At 65.3% G+C, this 14,021-nt stretch carries 14 protein-coding genes and 1 pseudogene; 12 read left to right on the forward strand and 3 right to left on the reverse strand.

What is annotated here, in order from left to right:
* Positions 1 to 491: 491 nt before the first annotated feature.
* From ABIE67_RS00415 to ABIE67_RS00440, 6 genes are all read left to right on the forward strand, one after another.
* Positions 492 to 1,301, forward strand: a complete 810-nt coding sequence (locus tag ABIE67_RS00415; RefSeq protein WP_370251690.1) for a transposase family protein — start codon at positions 492 to 494, stop codon at positions 1,299 to 1,301.
* 124 nt (positions 1,302 to 1,425) lie between these two features.
* A complete protein-coding gene (locus ABIE67_RS00420; RefSeq protein ID WP_370251558.1) occupies positions 1,426 to 2,727 on the forward strand; it encodes a transposase in 1,302 nt (433 codons plus the stop codon).
* A gap of 128 nt (positions 2,728 to 2,855) precedes the next feature.
* Positions 2,856 to 3,653, forward strand: coding sequence for a radical SAM protein (locus ABIE67_RS00425; RefSeq protein ID WP_370251694.1), 798 nt, complete (start codon positions 2,856 to 2,858; stop codon positions 3,651 to 3,653).
* On the forward strand, positions 3,650 to 3,790 hold the full coding sequence (locus ABIE67_RS00430) for a hypothetical protein (protein ID WP_370251699.1): 141 nt from the start codon (positions 3,650 to 3,652) through the stop codon (positions 3,788 to 3,790). The genes ABIE67_RS00425 and ABIE67_RS00430 overlap by 4 nt, the downstream gene beginning before the upstream one ends.
* A 70-nt stretch (positions 3,791 to 3,860) precedes the next feature.
* Positions 3,861 to 4,643, forward strand: a complete 783-nt coding sequence (locus ABIE67_RS00435; RefSeq protein ID WP_370251702.1) for a phosphotransferase — start codon at positions 3,861 to 3,863, stop codon at positions 4,641 to 4,643.
* Positions 4,644 to 4,719: 76 nt separating this feature from the next.
* Positions 4,720 to 4,932 (forward strand): hypothetical protein, encoded by a 213-nt coding sequence (locus ABIE67_RS00440; RefSeq protein ID WP_370251704.1) that lies wholly within the window; start codon positions 4,720 to 4,722, stop codon positions 4,930 to 4,932.
* 203 nt (positions 4,933 to 5,135) lie between these two features.
* Here the strand turns inward: ABIE67_RS00440 and ABIE67_RS00445 are convergent, their stop codons facing one another.
* On the reverse strand, positions 5,136 to 5,510 hold the full coding sequence (locus ABIE67_RS00445; RefSeq protein ID WP_370251706.1) for a hypothetical protein: 375 nt from the start codon (positions 5,508 to 5,510) through the stop codon (positions 5,136 to 5,138).
* 393 nt (positions 5,511 to 5,903) lie between these two features.
* Positions 5,904 to 6,287, reverse strand: a pseudogene (locus ABIE67_RS00450) (STAS domain-containing protein); the annotation flags it as partial.
* Positions 6,288 to 6,527: 240 nt separating this feature from the next.
* On the opposite strand from ABIE67_RS00450, the gene ABIE67_RS00455 reads away from it, so the two are divergent.
* From ABIE67_RS00455 to ABIE67_RS00470, 4 genes are all read left to right on the forward strand, one after another.
* Entirely contained in the window at positions 6,528 to 7,463 is a 936-nt protein-coding gene (locus ABIE67_RS00455; RefSeq protein ID WP_370251708.1) for a hypothetical protein, read from the forward strand.
* Between the two features lie 118 nt (positions 7,464 to 7,581).
* Complete coding sequence (locus ABIE67_RS00460) at positions 7,582 to 7,890, forward strand: transposase (protein ID WP_370251710.1); 309 nt, start codon at positions 7,582 to 7,584, stop codon at positions 7,888 to 7,890.
* Positions 7,887 to 8,327: an IS3 family transposase gene (locus ABIE67_RS00465; RefSeq protein WP_370251712.1), complete on the forward strand. Its 441-nt coding sequence runs from the start codon at positions 7,887 to 7,889 to the stop codon at positions 8,325 to 8,327. Before ABIE67_RS00460 ends, ABIE67_RS00465 begins: the two co-directional genes overlap by 4 nt.
* Positions 8,328 to 8,705: a DDE-type integrase/transposase/recombinase gene (locus tag ABIE67_RS00470; RefSeq protein WP_370268016.1), complete on the forward strand. Its 378-nt coding sequence runs from the start codon at positions 8,328 to 8,330 to the stop codon at positions 8,703 to 8,705. It abuts the gene before it with no gap.
* Here ABIE67_RS00470 and ltrA read toward each other — a convergent pair.
* Complete coding sequence (gene ltrA / locus ABIE67_RS00475) at positions 8,654 to 9,931, reverse strand: group II intron reverse transcriptase/maturase (RefSeq protein WP_370251714.1); 1,278 nt, start codon at positions 9,929 to 9,931, stop codon at positions 8,654 to 8,656. The two genes, ABIE67_RS00470 and ltrA, sit on opposite strands and share 52 nt — an antisense overlap.
* Positions 9,932 to 10,486: 555 nt before the next feature.
* Between ltrA and ABIE67_RS00480 the strand changes: the two genes are divergently transcribed.
* Complete coding sequence (locus tag ABIE67_RS00480) at positions 10,487 to 10,723, forward strand: integrase core domain-containing protein (protein WP_370268018.1); 237 nt, start codon at positions 10,487 to 10,489, stop codon at positions 10,721 to 10,723.
* A gap of 2,262 nt (positions 10,724 to 12,985) precedes the next feature.
* Positions 12,986 to 13,735 (forward strand): transposase family protein, encoded by a 750-nt coding sequence (locus ABIE67_RS00485; protein ID WP_370251716.1) that lies wholly within the window; start codon positions 12,986 to 12,988, stop codon positions 13,733 to 13,735.
* The last annotated feature ends 286 nt before the right edge of the window (positions 13,736 to 14,021 follow it).

Genomic DNA, 14,021 nt, shown 5'->3' on the forward strand with positions numbered 1-14,021 from the left:
CCCCACCGGCCGCCCGTCGCCAGAACGGCGGGCGGCCCCCAAGCCCCCGGCCGGGGCGCCCCGTTGCTCCACCCGCCCCGGCCGGGCCCCAGCACCATCCGCGACGACACGGAGAGGGAGCGAGGCGAGCATGCATGACCTGATCGCAACCCCGTTCCAAGACGATCATCTGGTGTTACGTCCAGGAAGCCCGAAGGCCCTGAAGATCCCCCGGGTCAGGTTCGCTCAGCTCAAGGCGGCTGTCTCCAGCGGAGACACGATCCCTGCGTGGCTCGCGGATGCGGTCACCCGCGCGTGGGGGGTCGACCTTGCTGGACGGCCCGCTGCCGGGACCGTCCTGGTCCGCGCCGCGGATCCGTACTCGTTCAGCCGCGCCACGTGGGAGTGAACCTGGAGGGTTATTCACGGGCTTGGTTTCTTGATCAGCAAGACGGCCCTGCTCGGTAGCCTGGCGTTTGCGACGACGTCAGTTTTCCACCGGGGCAGGGCCGTTGAGCTGGAACGTTACGACAGGGCTGGAATCGGATCAACTGGAGGCCTTGGTGGTCCGGGTCCACACGATGCTGGTGGAGGACCCCGATCCGCCCGTGGTGCCGGGACGGATGTGGGCGCTGGGCCTGTACAAGTCCGTGGTCCTGGTGTTGTTCCTGCTGCGGCAGAACCCCGTCCAGCAAGCGGCGGCGGAACTGTTCCACATCTCCCAGGCCACCGTCTCGCGCCGGTGGACCACGCTGCTCCCGGTGGTGGAGACGGCCCTGGCCGAGCATGTGCCCGACCCCGCCGACGCCTCACACGGCAGGATCGTCCTGGCCGACGGGACCCTGGTCACCACGTGGGACTGGGCGAGCGAGGGCACCACGATGTTCTCCGGCAAGCATCGTGACACAGGCTTCAACCTGCAGGTCGCCGCCACTCTCAGCGGGGACCTGCTCGCCGTCTCCGCGCCGGTACCCGGCAGCCGGCACGACATGTACGCCTGGCGCCAGTCCCACTTCCCCAAAGCCTTCGCCGACCGGGAGAGCATGGGGGATCTGGGCTATGTCGGCTCCGGCATGCTCACCGCCCGCCGCAAGCCACCCGGTCAGGAACGCCCCGTCGGAGACAAGGTGTTCAACCAGAGCATCGGCAAGCTCCGCGCCGCCGTCGAACGAGCGATCGCACATCTGAAGGACTGGAAGGTCCTCGCTATCGCGGCCCTCTCACCCGGTTCCCCCTCGTCGCCAAGACCGGTCACCGCCCTCGCCTTCTACAAGAACGGCTGGTGCTCGACTTTGCGGAGAATCGTGATCTTGAACAGATAGTGGCTTCCCTGTTCGGGTGAGCCCGCTGAGTGGCTTGCGGAACGTCAGGCTGAACGTGAAGAACCATCAGCGGTGTTGATCCAACCGCCTCGAAGCGAGGAAGTTGCCGCTGATGGTTCCGGGGATGACGTTACCGGCGTCGTTGCTGCTTGTTCTGCAGGTCACTCGTCCGTGTTTCACGAAGCATTCGTTCGAGACGTTCTGCCATCTGGTGGCCGGGATGGCCGCGCAGACGGGGCGGCGTACGGTCACCGGGATGCTGACGGGGGCGGGACTGTCGCGGCTGTGGCCGCACCGCAGGGCCCACGCCTTCTTCTCTGAGGCCTCGTGGGATCCCGACCAGCTCGGCCTGCGCCTGGCCCGAGCCGTGGTCGAAGCCCTGCTCCCAGCGGACGCGCCGATCCTGGCTGTCGTCGACGACACCCTGCTGCACCGGGTCGGCAGGAAGGTCTTCGGGGCGCTGTGGGCGCATGACGGCTCCGGGCGGGGCAAGGACAAGCTCGGGTTCGGCAACACCTGGGTCATCTGCGCGGTCGTGGTCCGCCTGCCCTTCCTCGCCAAGCCGGTCGCTGTGCCGGTGGCCGCCCGGCTGTGGCGGGGCAAGGCCACCGCCTCCCGCACCGACCTGGCCCTGGAGATGGTCCACGACCTGGCCGCGCTCTTCCCCGGCCGCACTCTCCACGTCACCGGCGACGCTGCCTACCACTCCGGCAAGGTCGCCGACCTGCCCCCGTCGGTCACCTTCACCACCCGACTCCCGCGCAACGCCGCCCTGTCCGCGCCGACCCCGCCCAAGACCAACAAGCGGGGACGGCCCCGCAAGAAGGGCAGGGCGCTGGGCTCACTGACCGCGATTGCCCAGACGGCGACATGGCGCCTTGCCGTCGTGGAGCGTTACGGGCGCATGGAGTTCGTGTGGATCACCGAGAGGGAATGCCTGTGGTACGGAGCCTTCAAGGACCTCCCGGTCCGCCTCGTCCTGATCCGCGACCTGAACTCGACCCGCCCGTACGACCTCGCTCTGATCAGCACCGACCTGGTCAGTCCCGCCGACGACCTCATTGAACGGTACGGCACGCGCTGGCCGATCGAATCGATCTTCGAGCACATGCGCCAGGATCTCGGCGTCGGCCAGGCCCGCAACCGCACCCGGCGCGCGGTGGAGCGCACCGTCCCCTTCGGCCTGGCCGTCTACACCATCGTCGTCCTCTGGTACGCCGCCCACGGGCACCACCCCGCCGACATCGCCGACCGGCGCGCACGACAGCCCTGGTACGCGACGAAGGCGACCCCGGCGTTCAGCGACATGGTGATCAAGCTTCGCCGGACGATCATCGCCGCCCGCCATATTCACAACCCTGCAGGTCAACCCGGTCCCGATGAAATCGCCGCGGTCATCCGCGCCTGGGAAGCAGCCGCGGCGTAGAGCCCGCCACCCCAAGATCACCATTCGCTACAAACACGAGCTGGTGACCCCGTGAATAAGCCTCCTGGGTTGTGACTACGACTGCGTGATGTGCTACCTCGGCGAAAAGCGGTTTCGAGGGCCTGGACATGGCCGGTAAACGGCGGCTGCTGCACGTCCTGGCCGATGCCGGGGTGATCTGGCTCCAGATGACCGGCGGTGAGCCGCTGATCGACCCGGACTTCCCCGAGGCGTACGAGTATGCGCATGCGCTGGGGATGCAGGTGGAAGTGCTGTCGAACGGCTCGCGCCTCCACAAGGATCACATCCAGGACCTGTTCGCCTGGCTGCCGCCGTCGCGGATGTCGCTCAGCGTGTACGGGGCGACGGCCGACGCGTACGACACGGTGACCCGCAACCGGGGCGCCTTCGACCGGTTCTCCACCGGGCTGGACAAGGCTGTCAGTGCCGGGCTGAACCTCGATCTGAGCCTGATCATCACGCGGCAGAACGCGCACGAGGCCGACGCGATGCGCGCGTGGGCGCGGCGGCTGGGGCTGCCGTTCCGGGAGTACGCGAACCTGTCCCCGACGATCCACGGCACGGCCGAGCCGCTGCCGTCGCAGTCGCCCGAACACCTCACCCACCGGGCGCCGTTCACCGGCTGCCCGGCCGGCGTCAGGTTCTTCCACGCCGACCCGTTCGGCCGCGCGTCGATCTGCAAGGTCGGTCGCGAACCGAACGTCGACCTGATCACCGAGGGCGTGGAAGGACTCGCCCGACTCGGCGGCATTGCCGGGTCCCTCATGCTTCGCACCGGAGGATGCTCCGGCTGTCAGCTCTCCGGCACGTGCCGGGTCTGTCGGCCCATGGCGAAGGTCTTCCAGGAGGCGAAGGCACCACTGCACCACTACTGCCAGCACGGAAAGAAGGAGGTTGCACGATGACCGCTGCCGTCATGGTCGAACTTGGCCCCACCCGGGCCAAGGAGACCGACGAGATCGTCGTCATCGACGACGTGGACACCTACACCGCCGACGCCGGAACCCGGGAGGGTTGCGGCGACGACAACCCGTACAACTGATCCCATCCGATCCGGTGCCCCTGGCGCATCGTGCGTCGGGGGCACCGTCCTGTGTGGAAGAGTGCCGCCCATGCCGACCGTGTGCCTGACTGAGATTCCCGCCGACGTCCTGGCGCTGATCGAGGCCGTCCAAGCGGGGCCCGTACTCAAGGCGGAGACCCTGAACGCGGGCCTGAACAGCGAGATCGCCGCCCGCGTCCACACCGCCGACGGCACACTGTTCGTCAAGGGCCTGCGACAGGAGCACTGCCGGGTATGGACACAGCAGCGTGAGGCGGACGTCAACTGGTACGTGAACGGGATCGCCCCGGCCCTGACGTGGCGCATCCAGGCGGGCGGATGGGATCTCCTCGCCTTCGAGGACGTCCCCGGCCGCCACGCCGACTACGCCCCCGGTTCCTCAGACCTGCCGCTTGTGGCAGAGGTGATCGGCCGCCTGTCCACGATCCAGGCCCCGGACACCATCGTGCGGACCATGCCCGACCGTATGAAGGCCCACACCAGCACACCCGAGCTGTTCGCCGGCGACACCCTCTGTCACACCGACTGGTTCCCCACCAACGTCCTCATCACCAACCGTGCCGTGGTCGTCGACTGGGCATGGGCCTCCCGCGGCGCCGCATGGATCGACCCCGCCCTGTGGGTCGTGTGGCTGATCAACTCCGGCCACACCCCCACCCAGGCCGAAAAGTGGGCCGCGCGCATCCCGGCATGGAACATCGCACCCCCGGCGGCCATCGACGCCTTCGCCCGCGCCGCCGTCAGCGTCTGGGAGGAGATCGCCGACGGCCAGACACAACCCTGGGTGCTCGACATCCTCAACGCCGCCCGCACATGGCGCACTCACCGCTGACCGGACCCGACAGCAGCCGGCACGCGGGCCCCGTGCTCGGCCATATCCTGCGGGACACAGTCCGTAGGGTGCGCGCATGACCAGAACCGCCCTCACTGCGGAGGCCGCCGCCCAGCTCATTGCGGCACTACGCCACGGCCAGCCGTTGAGCGACGCCGCTACAGAACTGGGGTTGGACCTGCCCGCCGTCTGGACCACGGCCCGGACGGATACGCGTCTGGCCGTCGCCCTGGCCGGGCATGATCCCGATGCTCCCGAGGAGCCCGGACGCGCGGCCCGGGCCGAATAGCTGCGGCTGCTGATGCTGGGCCTCCCCGCGACCCTGGCCGAACTCATCGTCGGCGAGGGAGACCCGGGCAGGTGGCGGGGTGAGGACCGAGCTTTTGCCGACGCCTGCGCGGCCGCCGTCGAGGCCTCCGCCCGCTTCTCGGGGGACCAGACGCGGCTCATGCTCGCCGCGTACAACGCGGGCCCGGACGCGGCGACGATCCGTCAGGCGTGCCACGCGGCGCTGTGGGACACGCGCCCGAGGACGGCGGCCGAAGCCGATCTCCTCGTGCTGCAACTTGAGGGGCACGTGCGGCTGCTCGCCCCCGAGGAGGCGGCCCAGGTCCGCTCCAGCTCGCCCGTGTTGTGGCGGTTGGGGTCGCGCTGCTCGGGCCGGTGGTGCGCGAACCAGCCCAGACGGCGGCACAGCCGCGCGTACGGCGCCGGGTGGAGGATCAGGCCGTGCCAGCCCTCGTCGACCACCCTGGACGGGCGCAGGCCCTCTCCGGAGAAGCGGGCGCACGTGGCCACGAACGCCAGGGCCTCGGCGCTGATCCGCTCGGCGACAAGGCGGCCGCGGCCGCCGTCGGCATCTCGCACACGGCCGTCTATCAGCGGCGCCGCCGCGACGAGGCGTTCGCCGCCGCCATGGACGCCGCCCGAGCGGCCCAAGTCGGCTGACGACGCAACCGAGCCGATGGCATCCTGCAGCCGTCAACCGGGCAGCGTCCCCCGATACCTTGCGCCCCCCATACACCGCCCAGGCGGGCCGGTCAGTGTCCGCGGGTCGCACGAACCGCACTGGGTGCTCATCGATAGTCCGGGTGAACACGTCCTCCCACTGGGCCTCTGCATGGGCACGCCTCTGACGGCGGCCCGCTGCCCGCCGAGCAGCGACGGGGCGCCGGCCAGGGTCTCCAGGGTGCGGGCCAGGCGCCGGAACGCGGCAGCGGCGCGGGAGTTCGCGTGTGCACGCGAAGTGCCCCGGGTTCGGATCAGGAAGGAGCCCTGGACGGCGAGTTCGACCGCGGGGCTCATCACGGAGGCGAGTTTCGCGGTCCGTACGCCGGCGCCTGCGGCCGCTGCGCGGCGCTGGTGGGCCAGCAGCAGTGTGAGGCCCACGGAGTCCATGAACGACAGGCGGACCAGATCGAGTTCGCAGTGCCGTGACTCCAGCAGATGCAGGGCGGTGGCCAGCTGGGGTGCGGTGCCCGCATCCAGTTCGCCTAAGACCCGCACCAGAACCACGTACAGGACGTCGACCGTCTCAATGGCCAGCGGTGTGGGGGCGGTGGGGCCGCGCACAAGGTACAGGTGCCGACCGCTCCGTCCTGGCCGCGCGGGAGGCCACCGCCTCACCGGTCCTTTCCCATCCATTCAGGCCACCTCATCCCCCAGGACGCGAATAGCTCCAGCACGCCCCTACCCCCACCCATCAGCCCCATAAGTTGACGGCGCCCTCCACTGCCCTACATTCCAAGGGGAGACCGCCCCCGTTCACGTAAGCGCGCTCATGGCTACGTCTGTGCGCCCCCGCCCGGGGGCGCACTTGACATGTCACCTGACGCATACTCATGTGTCCGGGCTAATGGGCATCAGCGACTAGGAGATACGGGCATGAGAGTTCTGCACACGATCCGGCGCAGCAGGATCGCACAGAGGCTGGGGACCAGGACAGCCCGCCGCACCCCCGACGGTGGCGTCATCCGGCGCATCCGCACCGTACCGGTCCTTGCCGGGGCTTTCGTCCTGGCCGCGGGAATGACCGTCTTCGCCCCGACCACCGCACATGCGGCCGTGGCATGCAACGAGACGGCGCTGATCAACGCCATCAACACCGCCAACTCCGCCGGCGGGGGCACCGTGGTCCTGACCAAGGACTGCACGTATACCCTCACCATGCCCCACGGCAGCGACGCCGACGGCCCGGACGGACTGCCGATCATCACCACCGCCATCACCCTGTCCGGCAACAACAACATCATCACCCGCTCAACGGCCGTGGGTACCCCCCCATTCCGCATCGCCAAGGTCGCCTCCACCGGCAACTTCACCCTCAAGGGAAACATCACTCTCAGCAACGGCCTTGCCGGAACTGACGGCGGCGGCATCCTCAACGACGGCACGGTGACCCTCACCAACAGCGCCCTCACCGGCAACACCGCCCTGGGCAAAGGCGGCGGCCTGTCCAACACTGACATCATCGCCCCCGCCACCGGGGCAACGGCGACGTTCACCGGCAGCATCGTGTCGAACAACACCGCCGTTGGCCGGGGTGGCGGCATCTACAACGGCCTCCGGAGCACGCTGACGACCACCAGCAGCTTCGTCAACGGGACGAACTCCGGCGCACAAGGTGGCGGCATCGCCGCCATCAACTCCACCGCGACCACCCTCACCACCACCCCTGTCAGCACCAACCACGCCACCCTCAACGCCGGCGGCGTCTATCGCGAGGGCGGCACGATGACGGTCACCACCTCACCGATCTCCGGCAACACCCCCAACAACTGCACCGGCAGCTCCCCCGCAGTCCCCAGCTGCACCGGCTGACCACACAACCACCAGCCCATCTACCGCGCCCTGGAGAAAACCGAACACACCCGCTGCGGGGTCTCGCACGTAGCGGTAGTGAGGCGCCCCGAAGTTTCCGGACAGTGGTCCCACTAAGGTGGGTCTGTTCGGAAAGGGAAGTTGGTTGTCGCAGAAACGTAGGAAGTTCACTCCTGAGTATCGGGAAGAGGCCGTGAAGATGGTGATCGAGACGTCACGTCCGGTCGCCCGGGAACTCGGACTTGTCGAAGGCACGCTCGGGATTTGGGTCAACGCCTACCGCCGTGAGAACGTGGGAGAGGAGCCGCCCCTGACGGTGGATGAACGGGAACGGCTCCGCGAGCAGGAACGCGAACTGAGGGAACTGCGGCAGAAGGTCGCTTTCCTGGAAAAAGTCGCAGCGTACTTTGCCAAGGATCCTCGGTGAGCGACAAGTTCGAGTTCATCGATGCCGAGTACGCGACATCCACCACGAACACCGAAGAGATACCGTCGGTCGCGAAGATGTGTGACTGGCTGGAAGTGTCCCGCTCCGGATTCTACGAATGGCAGAGCCGGCCGATTTCGGCGACCGCCCGGCGACGGGAGGAACTGAAATTACTGATCACCAAGTCTTTCGAGGATTCTGACGGCACCTACGGCTACCGCCGCGTCCACGCCGACCTCACCGCCTGGGGCGTGGCCTGCGGGCCCGAACTCGTGCGTGACCTCATGCGGGAGCTGGACCTCCAGGCGTGCCAGCCACGGCCGTGGCGCCATAGTCTCACCGAGAACGACGGCCGGGCCGGCCCGATCCCCGACCTCGTGAACCGCGACTTCACCGCCGAAGCGCCCGGCCGAAAAATGGTCGGTGACATCACTTAAATTCCGACCTGGGAGGGCTGGCTATTTCTCGCCACTGTCATCGAATGCCACACCAAAGCCGTGACGGGCTGGGCGATGGACGACAACTACAAGACCCCGCTCGTCGAGGCCGCCATCGAAATGGCGGCGCGCAATCATCCGCTCTCCGAGGACGCCATATTCCACTCGGACCGCGACAGTAATTACACCTCGGAGCAATTCACCAAGACGCTGGACAGATTGGGCATCCGGCAATCAGTCGGACGGACCGGAATCTGTTACGAGGTGAGTCGGCGGCGGGAATCTCACCCACCGCCGCTCTCAGAACCGTGCGTGAACCTCGCGACTCACACGGCTCCCATTGTTGAACCAGTAGGCAACGCGCCATGCTTCCAATGAGCGAACATGCCCGGGAACGCTGAGGCGATCTCAGCCAGCCTTCTCCGGGCCTTCCTTGAGGCACGACGATACCGTTTGTACTTCCTCCGGGCCCATTTCACCAGGAACGGATTGATCTGCTGCTCCAGGAACCTGATCAATCTGGACTTGTAGAAGCGCCCATAGTAATTGATCCATCCCGCCACGACGGGGTTGATCATCGCGGCGATCTCCCGAAAGCTCAGCTCGGTACAGCGCCCCAGTCGCCAACTCCGGACAGTCCTCGCCATGGACTTCATGGCTGTTTTGCTCACTGCGGGAAGGAAGCCGGTCTTCAGCCTCCCATCCCGCAAGCGAGCTGCCCGAGGACGGAAGGTGTACCCCAGAAACGTGAACTCTGTGACCGGGAACTCCCGTTCACGACCTTCCTGTTTGCAGTACACCACCTTGGTTTTCTCCGGATGGAGATGTAATCCGAACTGCAGCAACCTGCGCTCGATGATGTTGCGGACGAAGTTCGCCTGCTTCTCACTGGCACAGTGCACTACAGCATCGTCGCCGTACCGCTCGAACCTGATCGCCGGATACTCCCGAGCCAACCACGCGTCAAACGCGTAGTGCATGAACAGATTCGACAACAACGGTGAAATAGAAGACCCTTGAGGAGTCCCCTTTTCCCGAATGGCGAGCGTTCCGTCGGGCTGTTGCACGGGGGCGACAAGCCATCGCTTCACATACAACAGAACCCACGAGAGCTTGGTATGCCTTTCCACTGCCGCGATGATGGGGGCGTGCGGCACGTTGTCGAAGAACCCCTGGATGTCGAGATCGATCACCCAAGGATGCCTCCAGCACCGCTGCTTGCACGTCTCCACCGCCTCCAGCGCGGACCTCCCCGGGCGATAGCCATACGAGTCCTGATGGAAGACCAGCTCCGCGTCAGGCTCCAATGTCATGGCCACTACCGTCTGAGCGATCCTGTCGGCCACGGTCGGAACCCCAAGGATCCGAGTCCCAGCGCCGGCTTTGGGAATATCAACCGCTCTCACGGGTGGGGGGAAATAGCTTCCCGAGGACAGCCGATTCCACAGCTTGTACAGGTTGTTCTTCTCATCCTGCTCAAACTCCGCTAACGACTGCCCATCCACCCCAGCCGCTCCCCTGTTGGCCTTGACCTTCAGGTAAGCGTTCCAGACTAGCCGCTTCGGAATATCAAACGGCTTGCCAGCTGGTCTCGTCTCGACCATCCGATTCCTCCCATCACTGGTTGATCGCCGATCGACACCCAACAACACGCCCCCTTCACTCCGCCTCTATTACGGAGGTTTCATCACTACTACGGGACGTTCCGCCCTCCCGACGCGCGACCGGTACTCCGGCCCTCATGGCTCTTTACCACTTGCGCCTCTCCCTCTCGCGAGCCACGTCAACCCGTGGATCGCAGTTTCGCGTCAAGGAGTTCTCCAGTTCCGTTGTGAAGCCCCGGACTGAGCTCGCGCCACCTTCATGCCGGACACCGCCAGACCAGTAGACAGGTTCCCGTCTGACTTATCCCAGGACAGCATTGAGGCCCTGGTTTTGATGTCGTCCACGCTTTACGACACGTCATCAGTGGTTCACTTGCGTTCGCCTTCTCAGCCCCCACCTGCCGCATTCAGTACGGCTTTTCCATGACGCTCACCACCACGGCTCATTCACCGCAGCAGCTCATGGTGGTTTGACACCTGCACCTGCATGCCGATGCCGAAGGACCTACCTTCATCTCCACAACAGCATGGCGACCGTTCGTTTCCGTCTTCTACATCAGAAGCTCACAATCACCTTCTGGACACACCAATGCCCTTGCGGAATCGCTCTTCGCAACCCTGAAAAACGAACGGGTCCATCGGACCGTTTACCCCACCCGCGAGCACGCCCACCGTGACATTGCCCGCTACATAGAGGTCCGCTACAACACGAAACGCCGCCACTCAGGACTTGGGTATCGGACCCCACGAGAGGTCCACAACGAGTACCTGAATCAGCAGCTCACCGCATAAATTCGCCAATAGGCAGCTGTCCGGAAAACGCAGGGCCCCTCACCCACCAGCGCCACGCAGAAGCCGCAGGGGGAAGCCTGCGCACCGTCGACCCGTCCTCCGCCGTACGGCACATCCTCGTCCTCACCGCCACCACCGCCCTCCTCCTCGCCGCCCCCGGCCCACCGCACCCCTGACCCAAACCAGCGGGCGGACACATTCACGCCCGGGCTGACACCGTGAACTGCGGTGGAGGCCAGGCGGGCGGCCCAAGGCCCGAGCGCCGGATTACGTCTGTCGGTGACCAGCTCACTGACCATCAGCTGTATGAGTTGTTCGGTCGCGGAAATAGAGGAGCTGAGCCCTTCCAAGCGGCCTCACTCTGAGGTCTGCGCTTTCACCGCGCTCCACCGGTGCGGCATCGACAATCAGCCAAAAATGAGGTCTCGTGGGTCGTTCTATTGCACGTATCGCGCGGCAGGGTATTCGATGTGACAGCGGCCGGTAACACGACCCCGGGCAGTTCGTTGCGACTTGAAGGGCTTTACTTGCTTCTCTTTCCTCGGCCGCGTGGCGTTCTTTTTCAACCAACGGGGGGTGAGAAATTGCCAACCACGTGCGATCGCGGATCGCGGTCTCTCGTCCTTCGGCTGTTCGTGTGGGGCGGACTCCGTAGTGACGATCCGGCGCGGGGCCTCGCGCAATGGGGAGAAAGCGAGACCCTGCCCGGGCAAGCGGCCGCCGCCTATGCAAGACATAGGCGGCGGCCGCTGCTTTAGAGGCCGGCGCTCCAGGTACGGGCGTTTGAGCATGCCGAGCACCCAGGTGTGGGTAGTGCAGCTGCGATGTGCGCCCCTGTCACGCATCGGCTCCTGTTGGCTAACGCCGCTTTGCACTGTCGCCGACTGGGTAAGAGCAGGGTCTTGGGCTGAGACAGGCCCCAGACGGTACGGATTTCAGACTCTCTTCAAAATTCACTCAAGTGGCCGCCCGTCGGGCGACCCAGTTGTCATAGAGGGTGAGCAATTGGACACGCCGAGTCCGGTAGAACCCGGTGAAGGGGCCAGTTCGGCGAGGTGTCAAACCGACTGGGGGAGTCTAGAGAAGACTGGCAACCCGACAGGCGTCAAGCCGCTGGTGAATATTAGGACTGGACGCCACGACTGCTTTGATCGGCTGGTCTTCGATGTACGGGATGCGCAGCCTGATCTCCGAATCGGTTATCGCATCCGATACGTCACTGCAATTATCCAGGATGGAAGCGGTGACCACATCCCGATCGAGGGCGGTGTACTCATGGACGTGCGGCTGCAAGGAGCGCCCAGTTACGATCCGGAGACAAGTGAGCTCACCTACGATGCTGCGGCTGGAGAAAAAGCCCCCGGCGTGCACCTCACTGCCTATCGGACGCTCCGAGACGTCCGGTTTGTTAGCACCTTCGAGGGAGACACGCAAGTGGGTCTCGGAGTCCGCGCAAGGCTTCCATTCCGAGTCTTTCATATAGACGGTGCTCGCCTTGTCCTAGACATCGCACACTCGTGGTAGACCGGCCGCCATCAATCATCGACAACGCTGGATCACTCCTCATAGCGGTCCTTCACGGAACAAGGGAAACGTCGTGAAGTCCCCCATCACCGTGGCCGGCGTTAACCAGGGCAACACCTGGGCCTACGAGGCCTACTGCTGGAAATGTGACTGGAAAGTAAGTCCACCTAACAGCGAGGCGGACCCTTCCTGCTGGAACCAGGCCCGAGAGGCCGCTGTACGGCACTGGTGGGCGAGGCATGGCAGCGAACGCAAGACTGTGAGATGGGACGTATAAAGATGGTCGTGCAGAGCGAGGTTCGAAAGGCCCTCCCAAGATCACTACCAGTGTTCAGGCCAGATGAGCCACTTGCCGTCCCTGGCGCGAAAGCCCTGGCTGAGCAGCACGGCCACAACATCGTGGTCAGCGGCGCCGGAGTCGCGTGCCGCTGCACGTCAGTAATAAGCACGCCGTCCTCCTCATGTAAGAATGCCTGCAGCCACGCTTCGACCGGCTTTAGATCACCCATCTATTAAACCCTTTGATTTCACGTACCGCGGCTTTGTCAAAGGGGCATCAACCACAGTCTTCGTCAGCGACACCGCCCTCGTTCGTCGTTGCCTCCAGACCTGGAGCCCTTTTCACTTGTACGGCTTGCGGGTGGGGTGTCGGTGAAGTGTTGACAGTGGCGTGTCGAACGGGGCATCCCGCCGGTTTGGAGAGTCGCCAAACATAACCTTCACCTGCGGAGATGCCCCGTGTTCTCCTATCCTGCCGGATGCGATGTCGACGAGGAGCTCCTGGAACTGGTCACGATGGTGATTGCTTCCTGTGAAGCCGGCCGGCAGTGCAGACTTCGTCCGTACGACCGGGCCCGGTGCACCCTGGTCTACCTGCGCAAGCACGACACCCTCGAACAGATCGCTGCGGGCTTCGGCATCGGCACGGCCACCGCCTGGCGCTACGTGAACCACACGATCGAGCAACTCGCACTGCACGCCCCGTCGTTGACCGAGGCGCTCACCAGCCACCACACGGACGGCTATGTGCTGCTGGACGGCACCGTCGCCGAGACCGACCGAGTCCAGGCGCCAGGGCACTTCTCCGGCAAGGCCCGCCGTGAGGGCGTGAACCTGCAGGTCATCACCGCGGAAGACGGGAAGCTGCTATGGATCTCACCGGCCCTGCCCGGCGGTACCCACGATGTGACGGCCGCCCGCGAGCACGCCATCCTCGATACCTGCGCGCAACTGGACCTCGAAGTCCTGGCAGACAAAGGGTACGTCGGAGCCGGCGGCACGGTGATCACCCCGATCAAGCGCCGTCCGAAAGCGGAACTCCCCGACAAGCACAAAGCCTCGAACAAGGTCCACGCCGCACTACGTGCTCCAGTTGAGCGCACCATCTCCCGAATCAAGCAGTGGCGGATCTTCCGACATGCACGGACCAGCCCGAACAGACTCACGTCAGCGGCTGCCGCGATCCTCACCCTCATGATCTACACGTGAAAAAGGCTCCTGCATCTATGCTCCGGCGCGGCAATCAGCCTGCATTGCGCGGCCGTCCGTTGTTTACTGTTCGAGCTGCCACTTGAGCCGTTTGGTGTGCGCTGGCCTGCTCACGTGCTTGCCCCGTAGGCGGCCGACTGTAGGGCAAGATCTTAAGTCCTGTGAGCCGACGAATGCCATGATGCCGCAGCCAGGTAGCTGCCCGGGTACGGAGCCACCGTACGCGCAGGGAGTTCCATTCTGAAGGCAGGGGTAACCCGTCTCTGTCGGGAGTAGGTCTTCCAGT

The sequence above is a fragment of the Streptomyces sp. V4I8 genome (assembly GCF_041261225.1).
Taxonomy (GTDB): Bacteria; Actinomycetota; Actinomycetes; order Streptomycetales; family Streptomycetaceae; genus Streptomyces.

Bases quoted from the DNA above. Each gene is read 5' to 3' on its own strand.
- ltrA (WP_370251714.1), bottom strand. From the start codon at position 9,931: ATGGTCGAGACGAGACCAGCTGGCAAGCCGTTTGATATTCCGAAGCGG.
- ABIE67_RS00455 (WP_370251708.1), top strand. From the start codon at position 6,528: ATGAGAGTTCTGCACACGATCCGGCGCAGCAGGATCGCACAGAGGCTG.
- ABIE67_RS00430 (WP_370251699.1), top strand. From the start codon at position 3,650: ATGACCGCTGCCGTCATGGTCGAACTTGGCCCCACCCGGGCCAAGGAG.
- ABIE67_RS00425 (WP_370251694.1), top strand. From the start codon at position 2,856: ATGGCCGGTAAACGGCGGCTGCTGCACGTCCTGGCCGATGCCGGGGTG.
- ABIE67_RS00440 (WP_370251704.1), top strand. From the start codon at position 4,720: ATGACCAGAACCGCCCTCACTGCGGAGGCCGCCGCCCAGCTCATTGCG.
- ABIE67_RS00435 (WP_370251702.1), top strand. From the start codon at position 3,861: ATGCCGACCGTGTGCCTGACTGAGATTCCCGCCGACGTCCTGGCGCTG.
- ABIE67_RS00420 (WP_370251558.1), top strand. From the start codon at position 1,426: ATGACGTTACCGGCGTCGTTGCTGCTTGTTCTGCAGGTCACTCGTCCG.